The 22,228-nt window shown below is 64.5% G+C and carries 18 protein-coding genes; 5 read left to right on the top strand and 13 right to left on the bottom strand.

Annotation, left to right across the window (positions count from 1 at the left end; translation table 11 throughout):
* The first annotated feature begins 320 nt into the window (after positions 1 to 320).
* Complete coding sequence (locus ACK8CP_RS15550) at positions 321 to 1,988, top strand: putative transporter (RefSeq protein ID WP_414832425.1); 1,668 nt, start codon at positions 321 to 323, stop codon at positions 1,986 to 1,988.
* 13 nt (positions 1,989 to 2,001) lie between these two features.
* Here the strand turns inward: ACK8CP_RS15550 and ACK8CP_RS15555 are convergent, their stop codons facing one another.
* The 5 genes from ACK8CP_RS15555 to ACK8CP_RS15575 all read right to left on the bottom strand — a co-directional run bounded on the left by ACK8CP_RS15555 (position 2,002) and on the right by ACK8CP_RS15575 (position 8,081).
* The gene (locus ACK8CP_RS15555; RefSeq protein ID WP_414834282.1) at positions 2,002 to 2,973 is read right to left on the bottom strand and encodes a YeiH family protein; all 972 of its coding nucleotides are present in this window, start codon (positions 2,971 to 2,973) and stop codon (positions 2,002 to 2,004) included.
* A gap of 210 nt (positions 2,974 to 3,183) precedes the next feature.
* Positions 3,184 to 5,406 carry a xanthine dehydrogenase family protein molybdopterin-binding subunit gene (locus ACK8CP_RS15560; RefSeq protein ID WP_414832426.1) on the bottom strand — a complete coding sequence of 741 codons (2,223 nt, stop codon included), beginning with the start codon at positions 5,404 to 5,406 and terminating at the stop codon, positions 3,184 to 3,186.
* Positions 5,403 to 6,392, bottom strand: coding sequence for an FAD binding domain-containing protein (locus ACK8CP_RS15565; protein ID WP_414832427.1), 990 nt, complete (start codon positions 6,390 to 6,392; stop codon positions 5,403 to 5,405). Before ACK8CP_RS15565 ends, ACK8CP_RS15560 begins: the two co-directional genes overlap by 4 nt.
* Entirely contained in the window at positions 6,389 to 6,937 is a 549-nt protein-coding gene (locus tag ACK8CP_RS15570; RefSeq protein WP_414832428.1) for a 2Fe-2S iron-sulfur cluster-binding protein, read from the bottom strand. The genes ACK8CP_RS15565 and ACK8CP_RS15570 overlap by 4 nt, the downstream gene beginning before the upstream one ends.
* A gap of 223 nt (positions 6,938 to 7,160) precedes the next feature.
* A complete protein-coding gene (locus ACK8CP_RS15575) occupies positions 7,161 to 8,081 on the bottom strand; it encodes an AraC family transcriptional regulator (RefSeq protein ID WP_234630068.1) in 921 nt (306 codons plus the stop codon).
* Positions 8,082 to 8,398: 317 nt separating this feature from the next.
* Between ACK8CP_RS15575 and ACK8CP_RS15580 the strand changes: the two genes are divergently transcribed.
* Positions 8,399 to 9,427, top strand: coding sequence for an aldo/keto reductase (locus tag ACK8CP_RS15580; RefSeq protein ID WP_414832429.1), 1,029 nt, complete (start codon positions 8,399 to 8,401; stop codon positions 9,425 to 9,427).
* Between the two features lie 80 nt (positions 9,428 to 9,507).
* On the opposite strand, the gene ACK8CP_RS15585 is transcribed toward ACK8CP_RS15580, so the two are convergent.
* From ACK8CP_RS15585 to ACK8CP_RS15600, 4 genes are all read right to left on the bottom strand, one after another.
* Positions 9,508 to 10,416 (bottom strand): LysR substrate-binding domain-containing protein, encoded by a 909-nt coding sequence (locus ACK8CP_RS15585; RefSeq protein WP_414832430.1) that lies wholly within the window; start codon positions 10,414 to 10,416, stop codon positions 9,508 to 9,510.
* Positions 10,417 to 10,738: 322 nt separating this feature from the next.
* Positions 10,739 to 12,328 (bottom strand): glucan biosynthesis protein, encoded by a 1,590-nt coding sequence (locus ACK8CP_RS15590; protein WP_414832431.1) that lies wholly within the window; start codon positions 12,326 to 12,328, stop codon positions 10,739 to 10,741.
* A 186-nt stretch (positions 12,329 to 12,514) separates the two neighbouring features.
* Complete coding sequence (locus ACK8CP_RS15595) at positions 12,515 to 13,399, bottom strand: MBL fold metallo-hydrolase (protein WP_414832432.1); 885 nt, start codon at positions 13,397 to 13,399, stop codon at positions 12,515 to 12,517.
* A 30-nt stretch (positions 13,400 to 13,429) separates the two neighbouring features.
* A complete protein-coding gene (locus ACK8CP_RS15600) occupies positions 13,430 to 15,103 on the bottom strand; it encodes a thiamine pyrophosphate-binding protein (RefSeq protein ID WP_414832433.1) in 1,674 nt (557 codons plus the stop codon).
* A 177-nt stretch (positions 15,104 to 15,280) separates the two neighbouring features.
* On the opposite strand from ACK8CP_RS15600, the gene ACK8CP_RS15605 reads away from it, so the two are divergent.
* Positions 15,281 to 16,057, top strand: a complete 777-nt coding sequence (locus ACK8CP_RS15605; protein ID WP_234630074.1) for a succinate dehydrogenase iron-sulfur subunit — start codon at positions 15,281 to 15,283, stop codon at positions 16,055 to 16,057.
* A gap of 119 nt (positions 16,058 to 16,176) precedes the next feature.
* Here ACK8CP_RS15605 and ACK8CP_RS15610 read toward each other — a convergent pair whose 3' ends face one another.
* Positions 16,177 to 17,667: a hypothetical protein gene (locus tag ACK8CP_RS15610; RefSeq protein ID WP_414832434.1), complete on the bottom strand. Its 1,491-nt coding sequence runs from the start codon at positions 17,665 to 17,667 to the stop codon at positions 16,177 to 16,179.
* A gap of 1,491 nt (positions 17,668 to 19,158) precedes the next feature.
* Between ACK8CP_RS15610 and ACK8CP_RS15615 the strand changes: the two genes are divergently transcribed.
* Positions 19,159 to 19,548 carry a VOC family protein gene (locus ACK8CP_RS15615; protein ID WP_414832435.1) on the top strand — a complete coding sequence of 130 codons (390 nt, stop codon included), beginning with the start codon at positions 19,159 to 19,161 and terminating at the stop codon, positions 19,546 to 19,548.
* 63 nt (positions 19,549 to 19,611) lie between these two features.
* Here ACK8CP_RS15615 and msrB read toward each other — a convergent pair whose 3' ends face one another.
* The 3 genes from msrB to ACK8CP_RS15630 all read right to left on the bottom strand — a co-directional run bounded on the left by msrB (position 19,612) and on the right by ACK8CP_RS15630 (position 21,541).
* A complete protein-coding gene (gene msrB / locus ACK8CP_RS15620; RefSeq protein WP_414832436.1) occupies positions 19,612 to 20,130 on the bottom strand; it encodes a peptide-methionine (R)-S-oxide reductase MsrB in 519 nt (172 codons plus the stop codon).
* A 95-nt stretch (positions 20,131 to 20,225) separates the two neighbouring features.
* Positions 20,226 to 20,606: a rhodanese-like domain-containing protein gene (locus ACK8CP_RS15625; protein ID WP_234630078.1), complete on the bottom strand. Its 381-nt coding sequence runs from the start codon at positions 20,604 to 20,606 to the stop codon at positions 20,226 to 20,228.
* The gene (locus ACK8CP_RS15630; RefSeq protein ID WP_370642428.1) at positions 20,603 to 21,541 is read right to left on the bottom strand and encodes a 1-acyl-sn-glycerol-3-phosphate acyltransferase; all 939 of its coding nucleotides are present in this window, start codon (positions 21,539 to 21,541) and stop codon (positions 20,603 to 20,605) included. Before ACK8CP_RS15630 ends, ACK8CP_RS15625 begins: the two co-directional genes overlap by 4 nt.
* Before the next feature lie 97 nt (positions 21,542 to 21,638).
* On the opposite strand from ACK8CP_RS15630, the gene ACK8CP_RS15635 reads away from it, so the two are divergent.
* On the top strand, positions 21,639 to 22,211 hold the full coding sequence (locus tag ACK8CP_RS15635) for an AprI/Inh family metalloprotease inhibitor (RefSeq protein ID WP_234630080.1): 573 nt from the start codon (positions 21,639 to 21,641) through the stop codon (positions 22,209 to 22,211).
* Positions 22,212 to 22,228 lie beyond the last annotated feature (17 nt).

Consider the following 22,228-nt stretch of genomic DNA (forward strand, 5'->3'; position numbering starts at 1 on the left):
CCAAATCGCCGATGCTCGCGCAACTTCCCGCCACAGGCTGCCGAGTGAGACGTGATCGCCCCACCCGAACTGCATGAAGCCGCCGCGTTTTTCGTGCCTGAAGCTGCGATGGCGGAGATGTCGCGTCGGGCCGCCGATGACGGGAGCCCAGTCTCCGTGCTAGAGGCGGCGCGCGCGGTGTTCGCTTCGAGACCCCGCCGCGGATCGCCGCCGCAAGGTCCTGTCCAGCACCCAGGCGGAAGGTCCCTGTCGGGTTTCAAGGCAGATGTCTGCGCAGTCGCGGGCTCCTCCTCCCCTCTGCCCGCCAGCGGATCTTCGTGATGGATTTCTCCGCCCTCCTTTCCGGCCTCGATCCCGTCGCAAGCGGCCTCGTGGTGCTTTGTCTCGTCGCCGTTACCGGCCTTGCTCTCGGCAATGTGCGGATCGGCTCCGTCTCCCTCGGCATTGGCGGCGTGCTGTTCGCCGGCATCGTCTGGGGTCATCTCGGCTTTACCGTCGACCCGGAGGTTGCGCATTTCCTGCGTGAATTCGGCCTCATCCTTTTCGTCTACTCGATCGGCATCCAGGTCGGGCCGGGCTTCTTTTCGGCGCTCAAGCGCTCCGGCCTCGCGCTCAACGGGCTCGCTGCCGGTCTCGTCTTTCTCTCCATCCTCGTCGCGGCCGCATTGCACCTTATCGTCGGCGTGCCTCTGCCGGTGATGCTCGGCCTGATGTCCGGGGCGACGACCAACACGCCGTCGCTCGGTGCCGCCACTCAGATGCTGACGAGCGTCGGGGCGGGGCCAGAGGCGCTCGCCGCACCCGCGCTCGGCTATGCCGTCGCCTATCCTTTCGGCATTCTCGGAATTCTCCTGACCATGGGGATCGTGCGGGCCGTGCTGCGCATCCGGCCCGAAGCCGAGCAGGCGGCCTTCGAAGCGGAGCGGGCCGCCAAACAGCAGGGGCTGCAGACCGTCAACGTCAAGGTCACCAACCGCAACATGCAGGGGCTGACGATCGGCACCCTGCCGGGGCTCGAGGAGATGAGCCTCGTCGTTTCCCGCATCATGCGCGACGGTGTCGTGGAGGTCGCGCATCCGGAGAAGGAGGTCCGGCTCAACGATGTCCTGCTTCTCGTCGGCCCGGCGGAGAAACTGCCCGGCATGGTCCGCATCCTCGGCCAGCAGGCGAAAACCGATCTGAAGGCGATCCCGTCCGACGTGAAGTGGAAGCGCTTCGTCGTCACCAATTCCAACGTTTTTGGCGCCTCTCTCGGCAGCCTCGATCTGCTGCACCGCCACGATGTCGTCATCAGCCGGGTCACGCGCTCCGGCATCGAGCTCGCCCCGCATGACGGGCTGCGCCTGCAATTCGGCGACATCTGCACGGTCATCGGCCATCCGGAAAACCTCGACAAGGCCGCCCAGGTCCTCGGCAATCGCAGTCAGGCTCTGGAGCAGGTGCAGATCCTGCCGATCTTCCTCGGCATTGCGCTCGGTGTTCTCTTCGGCTCCATCCCGGTCGCTTTTCCGGGCATGCCGGCGCCGGTGAAGCTCGGGCTTGCGGGCGGACCGCTCGTCGTCGCCATCATCCTGTCGCGCCTCGGCCATATCGGCCCGCTCGTCTGGTTCATGCCGTCGAGCGCCAATCATGCCTTACGTGAGATCGGCATCGTGCTCTTTCTCGGCATCGTCGGGCTCAAGGCGGGTGAGAGTTTTGTCTCCATCCTCGTGGAGGGCGACGGGCTCGTCTGGCTCCTTTATGGCGCCCTCATCACCATCATCCCGCTTCTCATCATCGGCTTCATCGGCCGCCTCGTCGTGCGGCTCAATTACCTGACATTGTGCGGGCTTCTTGCCGGCAGCATGACCGATCCGCCGGCGCTCGCCTTCGCCAATGCCATCCGTCCCTCCGAGGCACCGTCGCTTGCCTATGCGACGGTCTATCCGCTCGTCATGGTGCTGCGCATCCTGGCGCCGCAGGTCCTCGTCCTGATCTTCTGGTTCTGAGGCGCTCGCAGTCTCAGAAGAAAAGCTTCACCAGAGTGAGGCTGAACGTCGCGATGAAGAGGAAGGCGAGGAGGCCGAGAAGCGCGGGGCGCAGGCCCTCCGCCTTGAGCTTGCGCACATCTGTCTCAAGCCCCATCGCGGCGAGCGCCATCGACAGAAGAAAGGTCGTGGCGAGGGCGATCTCGCTTTTGGCCGTCTCCGGGATTTCCATGAGGCTGTTGACGCCGACGAGCGCGATGAAGCCGAGCACGAACCACGGGATGGGCGCGCGGGCGGCGGAATTGCCGGAGGCGGCGAGACGCTCGCGGGCGAGAATGCCGAGGCCGAGCACGACGGGGGCCAGCATCATTACCCGCGACAGCTTGGCGATGGTGCCGAATTCGCCGGCCTCCGCACCGTTCTGATAGGCGGCCGCGACCACCTGGGCGATCTCGTGCACCGAGGCTCCGGTCCACAGACCGAATGCATGCGGTCCGAGACCCAAGAGCGGAGCGAGGAACGGATAGGCGAACATGGCGATCGAGCCGAAGATGGTGACGCAGGCGACCGCATAGGCGACGTCCTCGTCATGGGCGTTGGTCACGGTGTTGGTGGCGATGACGGCGGAGGCCCCGCAGATCGACGTACCGGCGGCGATCAGTTCGGCGAGCTTGCGTTCCACACCGAGCTTTCTCCCGCACCAGACCGTGAAGGTGAAGGTCGAAAGAAGCGTGGCGATGATGATGGCGACCCCGGTTCCGCCGACCTCGATCACCTGCGCAGCCGTCAGCTGCAGGCCGAGCAGAATGATGGCGAAGCGGAGGATGCGGCGCATGGAAAAGCCGACACCTGGCTTGGCGACGGCTGGCGTGCCGATGAGATTGTGAAACAGAATACCGATGAGGATCGCGATGATCATCGGGCTGAAGGCGCCGAGCCCCGGCAGCTGACGAAGCCCGAAGGCTGCCGCTGCGATCGCCGCGGCGAGACCCACGCCGGGGAGGATGCTGCCGAAAAACGAGCTGGGTGTCTCGGTCGCCGACGCGGCGAGGGATTCGTCTCGGTCTGCGTCGACAAAGGTGTCTGCGGTGATTTCGGGTTCGTCGCTCAATGCGGTCAAGATCGGTCTCCGTCCGGGAGACCGATCTTCTCGCATTCAGGGCTTCAATCACTCCAACGCATAATTTCGGTTGTAGTGATCAAAAATATCCATGAGTCAGGCGTCTGGGAGACCTGCGAGAACCTTGTCGAGAGTCGCCGGATAATCGCGTACCCGCACGCCGCAGGCGTTATAGATGGCGTTGGTGATGGCCGCCCCGACGCCCGCAAGAGCGAGCTCTCCGAGCCCCTTGCCGGCGAGTAGACTCGCCGCCGTGTCGCGCTCCTCAAGGAAGACGACCTCGAGCTGCGGTACGTCGGCGTTCACCGGAACGTGGTATTCGGCGAGGTCGTGATTGACCAGAAGGCCGGTGCGGGGATCGATCACCAGCTCCTCTTCGAGCGCCGAGCCGATCCCCCAGATCTGACCGCCATAGCATTGCGACGTGGCCGTCTTCTCGTTGAGGATACGCCCGGCGGCAGCGACGGTCAGAAGCCGGCGCACCCGCGTCTCGCCCGTCACGGCGTTGACGGCCACCTCGCAGAAATGCGCGCCATAGCTTGCCTGATTGGTGGTGTCCGCTGTCTTCCCCGGCTCGATCGTGCCGCGGCCGGTGAGCGTCTCGCCTTCCAGAATCTCGTCGAACGGGATTTGCCGGTTGCCCGCGATCGCCCGGCCGTCCTTCAGCGTGAGGTCCGAGGCGTCGACCTCGAGGCGTTTTGCAAGCTCCGTCACGAGGTCTTCGCAGGCCAGATAGACCGACGACCCGGCGCTGTTCGCCCCCCAGGAGCCGCCGGACCCCGAGGAGGCTGGCAGCTCCGTATCGCCCAAAAGCACGGTCACGTGTTCGGGCGGAAGTCCCAGCATTTCGGCGGTGATCTGCTGCAGGATTGTGTAGGAGCCCGTGCCGATATCGGTCATCGCCGTTTTGACCGTGGCGCGCCCGTCGGGAGTGAGCTCCACCTCGGCAGAGGATTTCATCAGCTGATGGCTGCGTGAAGCCGCGGCCATGCCATAACCGATCCACCATTCGCCCTCGCGCCGGCTTAACGGCTTGTCGGGACGGTTCTGCCAGCCGAAGCGACGGGCCCCTTCCTCGTAGCATTCCAGGAGTTTTCGCGAGGAAAAGGGAAGGTCGTCCTGCGGCGCGACCTCCGGTTCGTTCAGCTTGCGAAACTCGATCGGGTCGAGGTTCAATCGGATGGCGAGCTCGTCCATGGCGCTCTCGAGCGACAGCATGCCGACGGCTTCGCCGGGTGCGCGCACCGAGGCCGTCATCAAGACATCGGTCTCTGCAAGCCGATGCGTGATTTTCCGATTCTCGCCCGCATAGAGAAACACCGTCGAAATCGCGACCGGCTCGAAGAACGAATTGCCGGTCGAGTTGACGACGAAGTTTTCGTGCGCGAGCGCGGTGATGCGGCCGTCCTTCGTCGTGCCGATGCGCACGCGCTGGATGGTTTCGGAACGCCGGGAGGTCGTCTGAAAGACGTGCTGGCGGCTGAGCGCGACCTTCACCGGCTTGCCCGCCGCTTTCGCGCCGAGTGCCGCCAGGACGGCGTCGGGCCCAATGCCGAGTTTGGAACCGAAGCCACCGCCGACATAAGGGCTCAGAAGGCGGACGTTCTCGACCGGCACGCCGACGCCGTTGGCGATCTGAATGACGTTCGTCTCCAGAAGCTGGCACGACGACCAGACGGTCAGTTTGTCGCCGTCCCATTTGGCGACGCTTGCATGCGGCTCCATCGGGGCGGCGCTGTGGCTCGGCGTCGTATAGGTTTCGTCGAACTGAACCTCGGCTTCCGCAAAGACGGCTTCGAACTCTCCACGCAGATTGTCGGGCTGCATGGCGCCTGGCCCCGGATTGACCGCCTCGTCGAGCTGGTCGCGCAGGCTGTAGCGGCCCTGGCCGGGTTCGTAGAGGGTTTCGACGAGCGTGGCCGCATGCCGGGCCGCCTCGAAGGTTTCGGCAACGACGAGCGCCAGCGGCTGGCCGTAATGGAAGACCTCGCCATCGATCGTCTGCGCGGCCGGTGCCATCGGCAGGGCGGAGGCGCGCAGAACATCATCTCCCGAGACGACGGTCAGAACGCCTGGTGCCGCCTCCGCTTTGGATGTGTCGACGGACCGGATTTTCGCCCGCCCGATGCCTGCCGTCACCATGAAGCCGTAGGCGACGTCCTCACCGGCGAGATGCTCGTAAGCGTATGGCGCGCGGCCTGAGACTTTGAGGGCACCCTCGTAGCGGTTGAGGGGCTTGCCGAGAACGCCCTGCGCGCCGCGATCAAGGCGCGTTTCGCCGACCGCCTCGTCCATCGCATAGGTGTTTGCGTCGGTCATTGTGCGGCCTCCTTGGTCGCCTCGGAGAGAACGGCGATCAGCGTCCGCCGGGCGAGGGGGATCTTGAAATCGTTATGGCCGTGGCCTGTCGCCTCCTTGAGAAGCAGATCCGCGGCCTCTTCGAACAGCGCTTGTGATGGCTCCTGGCCGATCAGAGCTTCCTCGACCGCCCTGTCGCGCCACGGCTTGTGGGCGAGGCCGCCGAAGGCCAGACGGGCCGAGGCGATGTTGCCGTTGTCCACGGCGACGATGGCGGCGACTGAGACGAGCGCAAACGCATAGGAGGCGCGGTCGCGCACCTTGCGATAGATGTGCCGGCCCTTCGGTGGCGGCGGCAGCACGACGGAGGTGATGAGCTCGCCCGGCTGCAGATTGCTTTCCACCTCCGGCGTCTGACCGGGAAGACGGTGAAAATTCTTCAGCGCGATCGTCCGGCTTCCGCCGTCCGGGAGCCGGGTCTCGACGCTCGCGTCGAGCGCCAGCATGGCGACTGCCATGTCCGAGGGATGAGTGGCGATGCATTGATCGCTTGCGCCCAGGATCGCGTGAATGCGGTTGAAGCCGTCGAGCGCGGCGCAGCCCGAGCCCGGATTGCGTTTGTTGCAGGGCGCGGACGTCTCGTAGAAATAGTAGCAACGCGTGCGCTGGAGGAGATTGCCGCCGGTCGTTGCCTTGTTGCGCAGCTGTGCCGAGGCGCCGGCCAAAAGCGCCCGCGACAGGACCGGATAATCGCGCCGCACGGCCTCATCGGCGGCGAGATCGGCATTGGTCACCATGGCTCCGATCCTGAGGCCGCCATCCTCTGTCGCCGAGATCTCCGTCAAAGGCAGCCGCGAGACGTCGACGAGCGCCTTCGGCGTCTCGACTTCGAGTTTCATGAGATCGAGAAGATTGGTGCCACCGGCGATGAAGCGCCCGGTCTGCTCTTCGGCGAGGCGGCCGGCTTCCTCAAGATCGCCGGCGCGCGAATAGGCAAATTCCCTCATGCCGGCTCCTTGCTTTCGGCCTTGGTGACGTGTTCGGCCTTGCCGGCACGTTCGTCGCGGGCGGCGCGGATCGCGTCGACGATGTTGGGATAGGCGGAACACCGGCAGATATTGCCGCTCATGCGCTCGGAGATTTCTTCGTCGGAGAGGTCCGTCTGGCCGTCCAGGCTTGCGCTCACGTGGCTCGGCCAGCCGGCGCGAAACTCGTCGAGCATGCCAAGCGCGGAGACGATCTGGCCTGGCGTGCAGTACCCGCATTGAAAGCCGTCATGGTCGAGAAAGCTCGCCTGCATCGGGTGCAGGGCTTCGGGTGTGCCAAGGCCTTCGATGGTGGTGACGGCATCGCCGTCATGCATGACGGCAAGCGTCAGGCAGGAATTGATACGGCGGCCATTGACGAGGACAGTGCAGGCGCCGCACTGGCCGTGGTCGCAGCCTTTCTTGGTGCCGGTGAGCGCGAGGTGGTCGCGCAGCGCATCGAGAAGCGAGGTGCGCGGATCGAGGTCCAGCTCATAATCGGTCTCGTTGACGGTGAGTGTGATCACAGATCGTCCTTTCTTGCAGACGGCGCCCTGTCTCGCTGCGCGGCGGACAGGACCGGGACGAGGAAATGGACGTACCAGCCAAGCCCGGTCGATGGGGCGCGGCCCGTCCATTGCGGGCAATTCCCGCGATGGGTCTGTTGCAAGAACACATGAACGGGAAAGGCGTTGCTTCTGGCCGTCGTGCCGGGATCTGTTTCCGTGAGCCGGCGAAACGCCACCCGCCTCAGAGAGGATCGGTCAATTGCGCGTCATCGAGCGCCGAGGCGCGGAGCCGCGCCGCATCGCGGGCGGGAGGGGCACCGAAGAAACGCGCATATTCGCGACTGAACTGGGACGGGCTCACATAGCCCACCGCGAAGCTGACGCTGCCGGCATCGGCATTTTGCGTGAGGAGCATGTGGCGGGCGCGCTGCAGCCGAAGCTGCTTCTGGTATTGCAGCGGGCTCATGGCCGTCACCGCCTTGAAATGGCGATGAAAGGACGAGGCGCTCATGCCGGCGATATCGGCTGCGTCCTCGATCCTCAGGGGGCTGTCGAAGCGCTGTTTGATCCACGCAATGGCGCGGCTGATCTGACTGAGCCGGCTGTCGGACAGAGCAATCTGCCGGAGTGTGCCGCCCTGCGGTCCTCGCATCAGTCTGTAGACGATCTCCCGCTCAATCAGCGGCGCGAGGATCCGGATATCTCGAGGTCGGTCTAAGAGGCTGACAAACCTCACAATCGGATCCAAGAGCTCAGGAGTCAGAAAGCTGACTGAGAGGCCCGGAGCGAGCGTTGTTTCGGCCTCTCCATCGCCCATTTCCAGAAGCATAGCGGCGAGGAGCTTCGGATCGAGACGCACCGCCAGGGCGAGATAGGGCTCTTCCCGGCTCGCTTTGAAGATCTCCCCCACAACGGGGAGATCCACCGAGACGACGAGGTAGTTGCCCTTGCCATATTCGAAGAGCTTTTCGCCGAGCATGGCGCGCTTGGCACCGCCAGCGATCACGCACAGAAGCGGCTCGTAAATCGAGGCCGTCGGGTGCGTCATCCCATCCGACCGCACGAGGGTGAGGCCCGGCACCTGGGTCTGGCAGCGGTGGCCATCACAATGGCGGCGGATCAGCGTGCTGAGAGCATCGAGGCCCGCAAGGGATTCCGGCATGAGCATTGTCCGCGAGAGTGCAGGGCAGAGATAGATGCTTGCGGGTCAGGTTGCCACAAGGAAAGCTCGCGGCTGAGAGGATCAGGCAAAAAGGTGACAGCATCCGCGTGGCGACCGGGCGGCCGGCACGCCATTTCGGTCCCGATCCGCAAAGCCGTCGCTCCGACGCGTCCGGGTGAATCCGGGCGGGATTGCAGAGAGCGACGCATCGCAGTCGCGGCGGCGACCGGTCGGATTTCCCGGCCCGGCGGATCCACCATTTGCGGCCTCGTCACGGGCGAACCGGGCGAGGCCGACCCACGCGAAAGGATGAATGCATGCGTTACAATCCGCTCGGCCAGACCGGCCTTCTTGTCTCGGAACTGTGCTTCGGCACCATGACTTTCGGCGGCAACGGGGGGCTCTGGGGCCAGATCGGCAATCTTGGACAGCAGGATGCCGATGCACTTCTCAGCCGCGCCCTCGATGCCGGCGTCAATTTCATTGACACGGCCAATGTCTATGCCGAAGGCCGCTCGGAGACGATCACCGGGCAGGCGCTCAAGAATCTCGGCGTGGCGCGCGACGAGGTCGTGGTGGCGACGAAGTTTCTGGGGCGCGTCGGTGAAGGACCGAACGGCGCCGGCGCCTCGCGCTATCACATCCTCGCTCAGGCCAAGAAGAGCCTCACACGTCTGCAGCTCGACCACATCGATCTCTATCAGATCCACGGATTCGACCCGCTGACACCGATCGAGGAAACGCTCGAAGCCCTCGATACGCTCGTGCGCCAAGGTCTTGTCCGCTACGTCGGGGTGTCGAACTGGGCGGCCTGGCAGATCGCCAAAGCCCTCGGGATCTCAGAACGCAAGAACCTCGCACCGTTCCGCTCGCTGCAGGCCTATTACACCATTGCCGGGCGCGATCTCGAGCGCGAGGTCGTGCCGATGCTCACCTCCGAGAAGGTGGGGCTGATGGTGTGGAGCCCGCTCGCCGGCGGTTTCCTGTCGGGCAAGTACAGCCGTGACGATGAAAAATCGGGCGACGGACGACGCGCGACCTTCGATTTTCCGCCGGTCGACAAGGACCGTGGCTATGCCATCATCGACGAGATGCGCAAGATCGCCGAGGCGCATTCCGTGAGTGTCGCACAGATCGCGCTCGCCTGGCTTCTGCACCAGAAGGTGCTGACGAGCGTCATCATCGGTGCCAAGCGTATGGAGCAGCTCGATGACAATCTCGCTGCCGTCGATGTGCGTCTCTCCGACGACGAGCTCACGACGCTCGATCAGGTGAGCCGGCTTGCCCCGGAATATCCGGGGTGGATGCTGGAACGGCAGTCGAGCTACCGCAAGTCCGAGGCCTGAGCCGTTTCGGTCGCGGGTCTGGGGGCGGCTTCGGCCGCCCTCTTTGTGTCCGAAGAGCGCTGAAAGAGGTCGAGCCGCCCTCAGGAAAGCGGGTCTGGCGCCGTCGGCTCGAAACGTTCGGCCTCTTCGAAAAGCCAATCGAGGAGAAGCGTGAGGGCGGCCGTCGGGCGCGGTCGCCATAGCGCGATGTAGTCGTTGCCACTCGGGCAAAAGCCGAAAGGTGCAACGAGCCGACCCGCCGCGATATCGTCCGCCACGAGCGGCCAGGGTCCGATCGCCACGCCAAGGCCAGCGGTCGCCGCTTCCAGGAGATAGTAGAAACGCTGATAGACGGTCGCCGCCGGGGCGGCTTCGAGTTCACTGGCGGGATTTCTCTCGCCGCTCGCGCCTGCCCATTGCACCCAGGCGCCCGGCCGCGTGCGCGTGTGCAGAATGGGCAGGCCGGCGATGTCCTGCGGAAGGAGCCGCGCAATGGAAGGGGAGAGAACGGGCCCGATCTTTTCGGCAAAGAGGGGCCGGGTCAGAAGGCCGGCGGGCCAGGGACCGGTGCCGACCCTAAGCGCGAGGTCGAAATCGATGCGCGCGAATTCTTGATCGTGATCGCAGGCCGTCAGACGCACCTCGATCTCCGGGTGCCGCTCTTTGAAGACGTGGAGACGGGGGATGAGCCAGCGCATGGCGAGCGTCCCGCTGCAGGCGAGATCGATGAGTGAGGACCGTCTGGTCGCGACGCGTGCCACAGCCGCCTGCAGTTGATCGAAGCCGGCCGTCAGGCCGGGGAGGAGCGCCCGCCCTTCCTCCGTCAGGCGGATGGCGTTCTTCGGCCCTTCAAAGAGGGGAACCCCGAGAACGTCTTCAAGCTGCTGCACCTGACGCGAGACCGCGCTGTGGGTGACGTTCAGCTCTTCGGCGGCCAAAGACATCCGGCCGTGCCGACCGGCGGCCTCGAAGGCGCGCAGCGCGTTGAGTGAGGGAAGGCGTCGCGTCATGTGAGTTTATCGAACATCGCCTGTACGAGAATATCGTTTTTCACCGAGGCAACAAGCGACTTCTATCGTCATATGGACGATAGGCGAGTTCTAAAAACGCACTTCGAGAACGATGCGGCAGCTCGGTGCTGGCATTGGCTGAGCCTTTGCGTGGCGCGTTCGCGCCAGCGCCGGCGGCTGTCGGAGCTGGAGGAGTGGCAACTCACCGACATGGCAATTTCGGACCCGGAACGAAAATCCGAGTGCCGAAAATGGTGGTGGCAGTCCTGAGGCCGTGATTGAGCAATAAGGACTTCCGTCAGCCCACCTCGGGGGTGAGACCTCAGCGGCTGTCGGCGAGATCCATGCTGGCCGGGAAGAATTGCGAGATCCAGGTCTCCGTCAGCGCCTCGCCGTCCTTTTTGAGGAAAAGCCGCAGGTCCACCGGCTCTTTTCCGGTGACGTGAACTTCGAAGGCCGCCCGAAAAAGGCCGTTGCTGTCGACGACCGGATAGGCGCTGCAACGCCCCAATGTGCCACGTGAAACATTAACCATGGCGGTCACGCCGTCTTCGCGGGTGAAGCGGTGGAGATCGCCGCCGGTGAAGTCGACGACGAATTGATAGACGTCCTTCGGACGCGGCTGCCCCGGAACGCCGCCGGCCCCGATAAAGGTGTCGACGACCCGCCCGGCCTTCGTCGCGTAAGGCTCGTCGAATCCCCAATGCAGGCGGTACCTGAGATCGAGCGTCTTGCCGGCCTCGACCTTCTCCTCCGGTGTCCAATAGGCGACGATGTTGTCGTAGATCTCGTCGTCCGTCGGGATCTCCACGAGTTGCACCGCGCCCTTGCCCCATCCTTCGAGCGGTTCGACCCAGAGGGAGGGGCGGCGGTGATAGAAGACACCGTCGTCCTGGTAATGGTCGAAATGGCGATCGCGCTGAAGCAGCCCGAATCCCTTCGGGTTGTCATCGCTGAAGCTGTTGGTCATCACGGCGGGCGGATTGTTGAGCGGGCGCCAGATGCGTTCGCCGCTGCCGGTCCACATGGCGAGCCCGTCGGAATCGTGGATCTCGGGCCGCCAGTCTTTCGCGTGCTGTCGGTCTTTCTGCGAGTACCAGAACATCGAGGTCAACGGGGCGATGCCCAGGCGCGTGATCGCCTGACGCGGGAAGAGGACCGCCTCCGTCTCCATGACGACGCGGGCCTCGCGGGCGCAATCGAAGCGGTAGGCGCCGGTGAGGCTCGGACCCTCAAGCAGCGCGTAGACGGTGAGCCGGTCGGGATCGCCCGGCACCCCCTCAAGGAAGAACCGGCTGAATCGCGGAAATTCCTCGCCGGTCGCGAGCCCGGTATCGATGGCAATGCCACGGGCCGACAGCCCGTACTGCTTGCCACTTCCCGGCGAACGAAAATAGGAGGCGCCGAGGAAGGACAGCCAGTCCCATTTGAGGTCTTCCGCCATCACCCGGAAACCGGCAAAGCCGATACTTTGCGGCAGGCTGCGGGCGATGTGGCCCGCCGGCATATCGAAATAGCTTTGGCGGTAAAGAACCTCATGCGCCTTGCCGTCTTTGACCACGGCGACGGTGACGGGGTCCTTCTGGTAGCGACCGAGATGAAAAAGCTGGATCGGTGCCCCGCTGTCCCCGCCGAGATGCAAGGTCCGGTCCTTGCGATAGCTGATCTGGAAATAGGCGTCGTAATCGATCTTATCGAGGATTTCCGCCATGGCGGAGGCGGGCGGCTCCCAGGGCGCTTCAGAGAGCGTCTTCGCCGTCTCCTTCAGAAGATCGAACGAAAAGGGCTGCGTCGGCCCGTAAAGGATACCGTCGGTCTCGACATTGGGCGCTGCGAAGCTCCGGCTCGCAAATGGGCTGAGGGCGAGCGCTCCCCCTCCGGCGAGCGCAGCGCGGCGTGAAATCTTCATCATGTGTCGTCCAGGCGGGTGTCGTTTCTTGCCGGCTAAGATTGGTCTGCGGCAGAAAGGTGACGAAACGGCAGGTTTTCTCACCGAAGCGACGCAAACCTCACCCTGTGGTCGAAAACGTTGCGCGGCGTACAGTGTGGGGTCGCAGATTGGAGCCCTGCCAGGGCGAAGGCGGGGGGCGAGCGCCGCTTAGTCGGCCCCGCCTTCCGGGCTGGCGCGAAGATAGCGCGCCGTGCGGCTTGCCGGACCGAGGCTTGCCGCCTCGCCGCGCGTGACGAGATCGCAAAGATGCGCGAGCGTTGACTGCGCTGCGGCCTCACGCAGGTTTTCGGCGATGCCTTGATAGACCCGCTCGACGATCGAATCGATGGTCAGAGGCTCCTCGCCGAGGGCTGCAAGGATGGTCTTCTCGCGCTGGCGGCGATGTTGGAGGAGCGCACGGACAAGCCGTTTCGGTTCCGTGACGGGGCCGCCATGACCGGGCCAGTAGATGTCGTGGTCGCGATCGAGCAGGCGTCTCAGGGAGGCCATGTAGTCACCCATATTGCCATCCGGCGGGATCACCACCGAGGTCGACCAGCCCATGACATGGTCCCCAGAGAAGAGGGCCTTCTCTTCCTCGAGCTCATAGCAGAGGTGGTTGGCGGCGTGGCCGGGGGTCGCGAGAGCCGTCAGCGTATAATCGGGCCCTTCGATCCTTTCACCGTCCTCCAGCACGCGGTCCGGCTTATAGGCGAAAACGCTGTCATGCGTGCCGCGGCAGCCGGCAACCATGGCCCCCGTCGCTTCGGCGAGGGGGGCGATCGCCGGGTAGTGGTCGCGGTGCGTGTGCGTCAGCAGGATATGACGCAGCCTTTCGCCCGAAACGGCTGCCAGCAGCGCCTCGATATGGCCGGAATCGGCGGGACCCGGGTCGATCACCGCAACCTCACCGGCGCCGATGATGTAGGTGCAGGTGCCGCGAAAGGTGAAGGCGCTCGGGTTGGGCGCGAGCACCCGGCGCACACGCGCCGACAGGCGGACGCATTCGCCGGGAGCGCCCTCCAGCGTGAGGTCGAATGGACGCTCGCTCATCGCCACCCGGCTCCTTCTTGTTTCGCGTCTTCAGCCGGCCTTGCTGCCGCGCAGTTCGCTCAAAGTGCGCGCGGGGGTGATGGCTTCCGGATCGATGAAGCAATGCAGGATCGCCGGCTTGCCGGAGGCGAGCGCCCGCTCAAACGCCCGCGCGAATTCCTCCGTCGTCGCCACCGTCTCGCCATGGCCACCGAAGGCGCGGGCATAGGCGGCAAAATCGGGATTGGAGAGCCGTGTCGCAGAGATGCGGTCGGGATAGCGCGATTCCTGATGCATCCGGATCGTCCCATACATGCTGTTGTCGACGACGATCACGATGATCGGGATGTCGTGCTGCACGGCGGTCGAAAATTCCTGGCCGTTCATCAGGAAGCATCCGTCGCCCGCGAACGCGACGACGATGCGCTCCGGATAAAGGCGTTTGGCAAGAACCGCGGCCGGCACGCCATAGCCCATGGAGCCAGAAACCGGCGCAAGCTGCGTCGCAAAGCGGCGGAAACGGTAATAGCGGTGGATCCAGCCCGCGTAATTGCCGGCGCCGTTGCAGATGATCGTCTCGGGGGGCACGCGGTCGCGCAGCCAGGTCATCGCCTCGGCATACTGGAAGCGGCCCGGCACAGGGAGTGGCTTGCCCGACCAGTCGAGGAAGTCTTGATGGGCGGCGCCAGCCTCCTGCGCGGGGGCGCCGACATCGAGTTCGGCCCGCACGAGTGCCTTTGCGAAGGCCTGCGGCGTCGCCTGGATGGCAAGGGTCGGCTGGTAGACCCGACCTAGCTCCTCGGCCCCCGGATGCACGTGCACGAATTTCTGGGCCGGCACGGGCACGTCCACAAGCGTGTAGGATGACGACGGCATTTCGGAGAAACGCCCACCGACGAGGAGAATGAGGTCGGCCTGGCGCACGCGTTCCGCCAGCTTGGGATTGGGCCCGATGCCGAGATCGCCCGCGTAGTTGGGGTGATCTGAGGGAAAGAGATGGGCGCGGCGGAAAGAGGTGGCGACGGGAAGGCCGGTGCGCTCCGCAAAAGCCGCGAAATCCGCAACGGCCGTCTCGCTCCAGCGCGAGCCGCCGAGAATGGCCATCGGGCGCCGGGCGCTGCGGAGAAGATGGGCGAGTTCTTCGAGATCCTCGGCCCCTGGCCAGATCTCGGCCGCTTCGACGCGCGGCGCATCCTCGACGACCGCCTCGTCGACGAGCATGTCCTCGGGCAGAACCACGACGACCGGGCCGGGACGGCCTTGCATGGCCGTGCGAAAGGCGCGGGCGACGAGCTCCGGCAGGCGCTCCGCCTCGTTCACCTCGACGACCCATTTGGCGAGGCCGCCGTAAAACGTCTTGTAATCCACCTCCTGGAAGGCACCGCGCTCCCGCATGCCACGCTCCACCTGCCCGATGAACAGGATCATCGGCGTGGAATCATGTTCGGCAATGTGAATGCCATGGCTCGCATTGGTGGCGCCCGGCCCGCGAGTGACGAAACAGACGCCGGGGCGGCCGGTCAATTTGCCGTAAGCTTCGGCCATCATCGCTGCGCCGCCCTCATTGCGGCACACGAGCACATCGATGGCGCGGTCATGCATCGCATCAAGGGCTGCGAGATAACTCTCCCCCGGCACGCAGGTGAGACAGCTGACGCCCTGCGCAACCAGCTGATCGATCAGGATCTCGCCGCCAGTGCGGGATTTCGATCCGGTCTCAGTCACTCGCTTTTCCATTCACCCCTCGTCTGTCTCGCACTTGCAATCGATGCCCTCATGCGCGCAAGAAGAGGTTGGCGCAAGCCGGCCGAAGCTTTCTGCAGCCCTCAGTATGCGGTAAGCGGATGATCCGGGTCCACCTTCCGCCCATGTGAATGGCGGTTCTACGCACGGCGAAAATCTATGGTTCAGCTGACTCTTCCGAAAAACTCGACAGTTCACCGCGGCAAGGTCTGGCCGAAGCCCGCGGGCAGCAAACACAAGGAATTCCAGATCTATCGCTGGGATCCCGAAGACGGCCGCAACCCGCGTCTCGATACCTATTATGTCGATACCGACGATTGCGGACCAATGGTTCTCGATGCCCTGTTGTGGATCAAGAACAAGGTCGACGCGACTTTGACGCTGCGCCGCTCCTGCCGGGAAGGCATTTGCGGCTCTTGTGCCATGAACATCGACGGATCGAATACGCTCGCCTGCACGACGGGTTGGGGCGATATCAGCGGCGTCGTGAAGATCTACCCGCTGCCGCATATGCCGGTGGTGAAGGATCTGGTGCCGGATCTGACGCATTTCTACGCGCAGCATGCGCTGATCGAGCCGTGGCTCCAGACGGTGTCGCCGACGCCGGAAAAGGAGCACCTGCAGAGCCACGAAGACCGTGAAAAGCTCGACGGGCTCTACGAGTGCATTCTCTGCGCCTGCTGCACGACCTCATGCCCGAGCTATTGGTGGAACGGCGATCGCTATCTCGGCCCGGCGGCACTGCTGCAGGCCTATCGCTGGATCGTCGATTCGCGTGACGAGCGCACTGGTGAGCGGCTCGATCAGCTGGAAGATCCGTTCCGGCTTTACCGCTGCCACACGATCCTGAATTGCGTGCAGGTCTGCCCGAAGGGGCTGAACCCGGCAAAGGCGATCGGCGAAATCAAGAAGATGATGGTCGAGCGGCGCGTCTAGGCGACGCCGGCCTCCCGCCAAAGACAGGCATCGCGGTTGTTCAGGCGGCGGTGCCTGAGGCAAAAAAAAAGCCCCGCAGCGTGAAGCTGCGGGGCTTTTTCGTGTTGTCTTGCGGCGATCTAGATGATCGGCGATCCCTGCGGGAAGAGCCAGGTGCCGCCGTCGGCCCACTGGCGCTCCGGCAGGCGGGCGCGGAACCACTTCACCATCGCGTAGTAGAAGCTTTCCTCGCTGCGCGCGGGCGTGCGTGCTGCAACCGGAGCCTGGGTCGGTGCCTGCATCGGCCGCTGCTGCCGCACCTGGATCGGTCGGCCGGCCTGGCGCGGCACGCTCGGCACCGTGCGATAGACGCGGGCACCGTTCTGCGCGGTTGCCTGGGCCGTGTGCGCCGCGGGCTTCTGCTCTACCGGACGGACGCTCGGGAAGAGCCAGGACGAACCATTCACGCGCGTCTGTGCGACGCCGTTGGTCCGGGCCGTTGCCGTCGCGCGGCTTGCTGCCTGCTGCGGCTGTGCCTGGCGGGTCGCACGGATCGGTGCGCCGGCGTTCGAGCGGTAGAGATACCCCGCGGTCGCGACACCGTTCGTGGCGCGAGCCGGTGCGGTCTGGCGACCATTGGACTGCTGCTGGGCCGGCCTTTGCGCCGTCTCAGCCTGTGCACGCTGATGTGTCCCCGGGAAGAGCCAGCTGCCGCCGGTCTGGGCCGCGCGGGCTGGTGCCCTCTCGCGACTTGGTTGCGCGGCCGTGCGGAAGAGCCAGCTCGTCTGGCCTGCACGGGCGGTTTCCGCCGCTTTTTCGGGTTGCGATTGGGCAGGCTTGCCGTTGGTCTGAGCCTGGGCGCGCTGATGCGTGCCAGGGAACAACCAGCTTCCGCCGGTCACAGCCGGCTGGGCCTGCTGTTTGGCGGCCTTTTGTGCGCCGTTCTGTTTCTGTGAGCCGTTCTGAACCGCAGCATTGCGATAAAGCCAGCTTCTCTGCGGCGTGCCATTGGCGGCTTGCGCTTGCGGCTCGGCTTCGACAGCCTGGCCGCGCCCGTTCGGGAAGAGCCAGCTGCGCTGAACCACCTGCGGGGCGGGTTTTGCAGCCTCGGCTTTGCCGTTCGTGCGCGCTGCACCATTCTGGGGCGCGGCGTTGCGGTAGAGCCAGCTCGCCTGCGGAGCGCCAGTCTGGCGTGCGGGTTCGGCTTTCTGGCTCGATGCCTGCGGTTGAGGCGCAGAATTGCGGTAAAGCCAGCTCACCGGCGCCTGGGGCTTCTGCGGCTCGGGCTTTGCATCTTCCTTCGCCTTGGAGCCGCCAGTGAACCAGCTGCTGATGGTTTCGAAGGGCGACCCGAGCGACGATGCTTCGGCCTTGCCCTTTTCCTTGGCTTCGGCGGCGAGACGATAAACCCAGCTCATCACTTCGGCCGGGGTCGACTGTTCGGGCTCTTCGCTCTCCTGCGGCGCAGGCTTGCGATAGAACCAGCCCTGAGGCGCCGACACTGCGGTGTCCTTGAGCGCCGCCTTGCCGTTTGCATGGCCGTTCGCCTTGCCATTCGCCTGTGCGGCAGGCCTACGGAAAAGCCAGCTCGACGGGGTCTCGGCGGGCGCAGCCTGCGGAGCGGGGGTCACCGTGCCGTTGGTCTGCGGCGCGGCGGACTTGCGGTAAAGCCAGCTCGGAGAGGTCTGTTCTCGAGCCGGTGGTGCGGCTTTCGCCGCGGCGGCGGGACTCTGGGCAGGCGCGCTCCGCGCCTGTGGGAAGAGCCAACTGCCACCGTTGTTTGGCGCTCGGGCCGGCTGGCCGCGCGCGCCATTCACCGGTTGGGTGGCGGGCATCATGTTCCTCGTGTTGATGGGCTGAGAGGCTGAGCGGTTCGCGGACGGGCTGAAGGGGGGATTGCCCCCGTAGGCCGACCTTGGGGTGGGCGCCTGCGATTGACGGGCCGGGCGCGCGGCCGAAACTTGCTTGTCATGTGAAGACGCAGCGGAAGCGGGGCGCGCCATGCGCGGCCGAAGCCAGCTTGCCTGCTGTTCGTCGCCGCGGCGATCGCCGCGCGAGATGTCGGGGGTTTGGATGTCGCGTGTCGTGCGCGCCGACCCTACCGGATGAGGGGTTGCCGGATGCGGGACCGCCGGATGAGATGCGACAGCGCCGCCGTCAGGGCGGGCGGCCCGCCCGTCCTCCCGATTGAGACGGCTCGTCAGGTTCCGACGGAAGAGATCTGCGATCTCCCGCATCGGCTCCTGCAGCCGTTTGGCGACCATGTCCTCCATCGAGAGGCCCTGCCTTATCGCGATCGTCATCATGTCGAAGAAACGCAACAGGAGTGCAGCCGAACGAAATTCGGCCGAATTCGGCCAAGTTCGTCGATTGCAAGAGGGATTCTACAACGATTCACGCCTTTTCTCCAGGAGGGGCTCTGATCGAAACCGTCGCGGAGGCGAATCGAGTCGGCGCCATGGAAGCTGCACGTCGCCGGAACCGCCGATGAGCGCGCTTTCGCTCCGTCCTGTCCGCGCGCTTGTGCCGCTGCGCAGCCGTACCCGGCGCTCAGCGGTCCATGCACAAGGACAAACGGTGCTGGCATTCAAGTTTCCCCTTCGAAAGCACGCCTGGAATGTGGCTTTTCAATCCACTGACACCGGCGAGTCTAACCTGTCAAGAATCCTCCAGACAGGTTTCGTACTCTACTGACTCTGGATCATGTCAGCGAATATTTCTTAATGAATAATTAACGCTAGTAATGATCGAAGTATTAACCAAACTGAACCGCCTGAGACAGAGTCATCATAGGTCCGCCAACAGAGGAGTCGGTTCTGCCGCGAACAAGTTGTGGCGGGTCGCTTGAGCACGGATCAGGCGAAAAGCCGTTGCGCCATACCTGCTATCGACGCTGCCAATTTCGCCAGGTCTGCACCTCCTCAGGACGTGGCAACGCCAACTTTTCAGCGCGAAAGCCTGCAAAACCGCGCGAATTGATTCGCTTTCCGCACCAAAAGGAGGATGAGCTCGCTCCGGAGGCGTGCCCCCAGAGAGGCGATTGCGAGGTCCGTTCGCAGCCGACGCCATCTCTGCGGAGGCCTTCCTCGCGCAGACATAGCTTACGAAGGAAAGCGCCGGCCATGATCGACCATCTCGGCATCACAGCGAGGGATTTCGCAGCCTCTCGCCTTTTCTATGAAAGAGCTTTGGCGCCGCTGGGCATGGAGGTGATCATGACGGTCGGCAAGGAAGAAACGGGCGGCTATGAAGGCGCAGGCTTCGGCGCCCGCGGGAAGCCCTGTTTCTGGGTCCAATCCGTGCCGGACGGGCAGGTCTCGGGCGTTCATGTGGCCTTTGCCGCGTCCGATAGAGCGGCGGTGGACGCTTTTTACGAGGCCGCTCTCACAGCTGGCGGACGGGACAATGGTGCACCCGGCCTGCGGCCACACTACCATCCGAATTACTACGGCGCCTTTGTCCTCGATCCTGACGGCAACAATATCGAAGCCGTCTGTCACCGGCCCGCATAAGCGGAAGAACGGCGTGCCGATGGGCGGCCGTCTCGCAGGTGGCTTCGGTCTCGCGTCCGATCCTCAGCCCAGAACCGGATCGCCGCCACCGGCCGGCTTGAAGACAAGCGCGACACCGTTGATGCAGTGACGCTTGCCGGTCGGCTTGGGTCCATCGTTGAAGATGTGACCGAGATGCCCGCCGCAATTGGCGCAATGCACTTCCGTGCGCGGATAGATGAGCTTGAAGTCGCGTGAGGTCGCGACGGCGGCGGGCGCTATCGCCTCATAGAAGCTCGGCCAGCCGGTGCCGGAATCGAACTTGGCTTTCGAGCTGTAGACGGCGTTGTCGCAGCCGGCGCAGTGGAAGACACCCTGGCGATGTTCGTCATTGAGGGGCGATGTGTAGGCGCGCTCGGTCCCTTCGTCGCGGAGCACCGAAAACTGCCTGTCGGTCAGCTTCTTCTTCCATTCGTCACGGCTCAGCGTCACCGGAAAGTCGCCGGCGGCTTCAGCATCCGCCCGGCGCGGCGAGAAAACTCCGAGCCCTGTCAGCGCGGCCACCGCCGCGCTTCCGGCAAACAGACTGCGTCGTGAGAGCATGGGGCTCCTCCTTGAATGGACCCGATCTAAAATGGGTGCCCTAAAGGAGGAGGGAAAGGGGCATCACCGGCTCGTGAGGAGCGGTGATGCCGGGGTCAGCTTCCGACGCGCTTTGGCTGCCCGGTGGCAAAATCGGTGGTGATGAGCGGAAGGCCTGCCTGCTTCCAGGCGGCGAGGCCGCCTTCAAGATGAGCCGCCTTTTTGAAGCCCGCCTCGATCGCCTTGCGGCTGGCAAATTCGGAACGCTTGCCCGAACCGCAATGGAAAACGACGTTCTTGCCGGCCTGTGTCGGCAGGCTCGTGACGTCCAGCTCCGACATCGGCGCCAGCAATGCGCCAGGAATGCGCTCGAAGGCAAATTCCGCCGGTGTGCGCACATCGATCAGAACGATCTCGTGCGCATCGAGCGCCTTGCGCACTTCCTGCGGCGTCATGATCTCGAAGGGGACGCCGTTGATATCTTCGGTCTTGCTCATGTGTTGTCTTCCTTCGCAGTGAAGGGGAGGTCGGGGTCCTTGGCCAGGCTCTCGACGCAATAGGTCTGCAGCTGTTCGGTCAGCTTGGCTGCGCTCCCCTGCAGTGCCGTATGCGGGATGAGCGGCCCGAAGTTGATCTTGAAGGTCTTGCCGCGCTTGTTGAGCAGCTCGTGGAACACGGTCATGTCCCTGAGCTCCGTGAGTCCCTGGTTGCCGAAGAGATAGAAGAGCCAGGAATTGCGCGCGGTGACGCGGCAGGGGAGGACCGGGACCTTGTGCTTCTGGGCCAGCGACACGGCCGAGACCTGCCACGGCCGTTCGTTCAGACGGCCGCCCTGCCAATAGGCGATGCGGCCCGCAGGAAAGACCACGATGGCACGCTCTTCGGCGAAAGCCTTGGAGGAGAGCCGCAGCGTCTCGCGCGTTTTCGTCAGGCTGCGATGCTCTTCGCGCCATTCGACCGGAATGAGATGTTCCACCAGACGTTCGTTCACGCGCACGGCGTCACGGTTGGTGAAGATGGAGATGTCGCCGCGCACCTGGCGCACGGCATCATAGACAGCGACCCCGTCGGCGATGCCTGTCGGGTGGTTTGCCGCAATAATAAAGCCGCCCTCACGCGGAATGCGCGAGATCCCGGAGATCTCCAGGTTGAGGGACAGAAGCTCGCTGATGTAGCGCATCCCCGCCGTGCCGGGCAGCGGCCCCAGCGTATCGGCCATCTCGACCGCTTCGCTATAATGGAGGATCTTATAAAGGAGCGGCCGGTAAAGTGGCCAGAGAGGATTGGCGACCAGTCCAATGCCGCGTTCGGCGATGAGCTGATCGACGATATGGCCACGCCTTTGACGGACCGCCGTTCTCAGCGCCCGCTGGCGCGCCCTCTGCATCCAGCCTAGTTCAGCCATCGCCATCTGCGCCGCCCTTCGTGACAAACCGCCTAGGACGTGCCAGAAGTCGGGTCAAGTCGAGTCTCAGGCTCTCCTGCCAAAAGGCTCGCCAGGTGTTGCACCATCACACGAGAGTCTCGTCATGTCGCATTCCTGGCGCGCGATCGCCGCAACCGCCGCGCTTGCAGCCTCCCTCGCCGCCTGTCAGTCCGCCTATTTCGGCGGCCAAAGCAGCAATCGCTATTCTCCGCCTCCTCCGCCGCGGCCGTTGACGGCAGCGCCGGTCGGAACCGTTTCCCAGAGCGAGCTTCCACCCCCGGGCGGGGCAAGCGCCTCCAACGATCCGATGATGGGTGAACCGCCGGATCTGCGGCCGGGCTCCGACGGCAGCGTGCAGACGGCGACGGCCACGCCTCCGTCTTCGGGCGGCGCCGCTATCGGCCGCACCGATCTTCTCGGCGGCTGGACGGTGTCCTCCGGCGGTGACAGCTGCCAGCTCTTCATGTCCTTGACGAGCTGGTCGGGCGGCTATCGCGCCTCGACGCGTGGGTGCACCTCGCCGGCGCTTCAGAACGTCTCCGCCTGGAACCTTTCGGGCAATCAGGTCACGCTGCTTGACCAGGGCAGCAGCACGGTCGCTCGCCTCTATTCGACCTCCAAGACCCAGTTCAATGGTCAAACAGAGGCAGGTGCCGCAATTTCAGTCGCCCGTTAGCCTGCTTATTGTGCATG

Origin of the sequence: Afifella sp. YEN Y35, from assembly GCF_047553465.1 — a bacterium.
In the GTDB taxonomy this organism is placed as follows: domain Bacteria; phylum Pseudomonadota; class Alphaproteobacteria; order Rhizobiales; family Afifellaceae; genus Afifella; species Afifella aestuarii.

What these genes read in the sequence shown, in the direction of transcription:
- ACK8CP_RS15590 (WP_414832431.1), bottom strand. Translation starts at nt 12,328, where the DNA reads ATGATGAAGATTTCACGCCGCGCTGCGCTCGCCGGAGGGGGAGCGCTC.
- ACK8CP_RS15625 (WP_234630078.1), bottom strand. Translation starts at nt 20,606, where the DNA reads ATGAGCAAGACCGAAGATATCAACGGCGTCCCCTTCGAGATCATGACG.
- ACK8CP_RS15605 (WP_234630074.1), top strand. Translation starts at nt 15,281, where the DNA reads ATGGTTCAGCTGACTCTTCCGAAAAACTCGACAGTTCACCGCGGCAAG.
- ACK8CP_RS15595 (WP_414832432.1), bottom strand. Translation starts at nt 13,399, where the DNA reads ATGAGCGAGCGTCCATTCGACCTCACGCTGGAGGGCGCTCCCGGCGAA.
- ACK8CP_RS15560 (WP_414832426.1), bottom strand. Translation starts at nt 5,406, where the DNA reads ATGACCGACGCAAACACCTATGCGATGGACGAGGCGGTCGGCGAAACG.
- msrB (WP_414832436.1), bottom strand. Translation starts at nt 20,130, where the DNA reads ATGCTCTCACGACGCAGTCTGTTTGCCGGAAGCGCGGCGGTGGCCGCG.
- ACK8CP_RS15550 (WP_414832425.1), top strand. Translation starts at nt 321, where the DNA reads ATGGATTTCTCCGCCCTCCTTTCCGGCCTCGATCCCGTCGCAAGCGGC.
- ACK8CP_RS15565 (WP_414832427.1), bottom strand. Translation starts at nt 6,392, where the DNA reads ATGAGGGAATTTGCCTATTCGCGCGCCGGCGATCTTGAGGAAGCCGGC.
- ACK8CP_RS15615 (WP_414832435.1), top strand. Translation starts at nt 19,159, where the DNA reads ATGATCGACCATCTCGGCATCACAGCGAGGGATTTCGCAGCCTCTCGC.
- ACK8CP_RS15580 (WP_414832429.1), top strand. Translation starts at nt 8,399, where the DNA reads ATGCGTTACAATCCGCTCGGCCAGACCGGCCTTCTTGTCTCGGAACTG.
- ACK8CP_RS15635 (WP_234630080.1), top strand. Translation starts at nt 21,639, where the DNA reads ATGTCGCATTCCTGGCGCGCGATCGCCGCAACCGCCGCGCTTGCAGCC.
- ACK8CP_RS15575 (WP_234630068.1), bottom strand. Translation starts at nt 8,081, where the DNA reads ATGCCGGAATCCCTTGCGGGCCTCGATGCTCTCAGCACGCTGATCCGC.
- ACK8CP_RS15585 (WP_414832430.1), bottom strand. Translation starts at nt 10,416, where the DNA reads ATGACGCGACGCCTTCCCTCACTCAACGCGCTGCGCGCCTTCGAGGCC.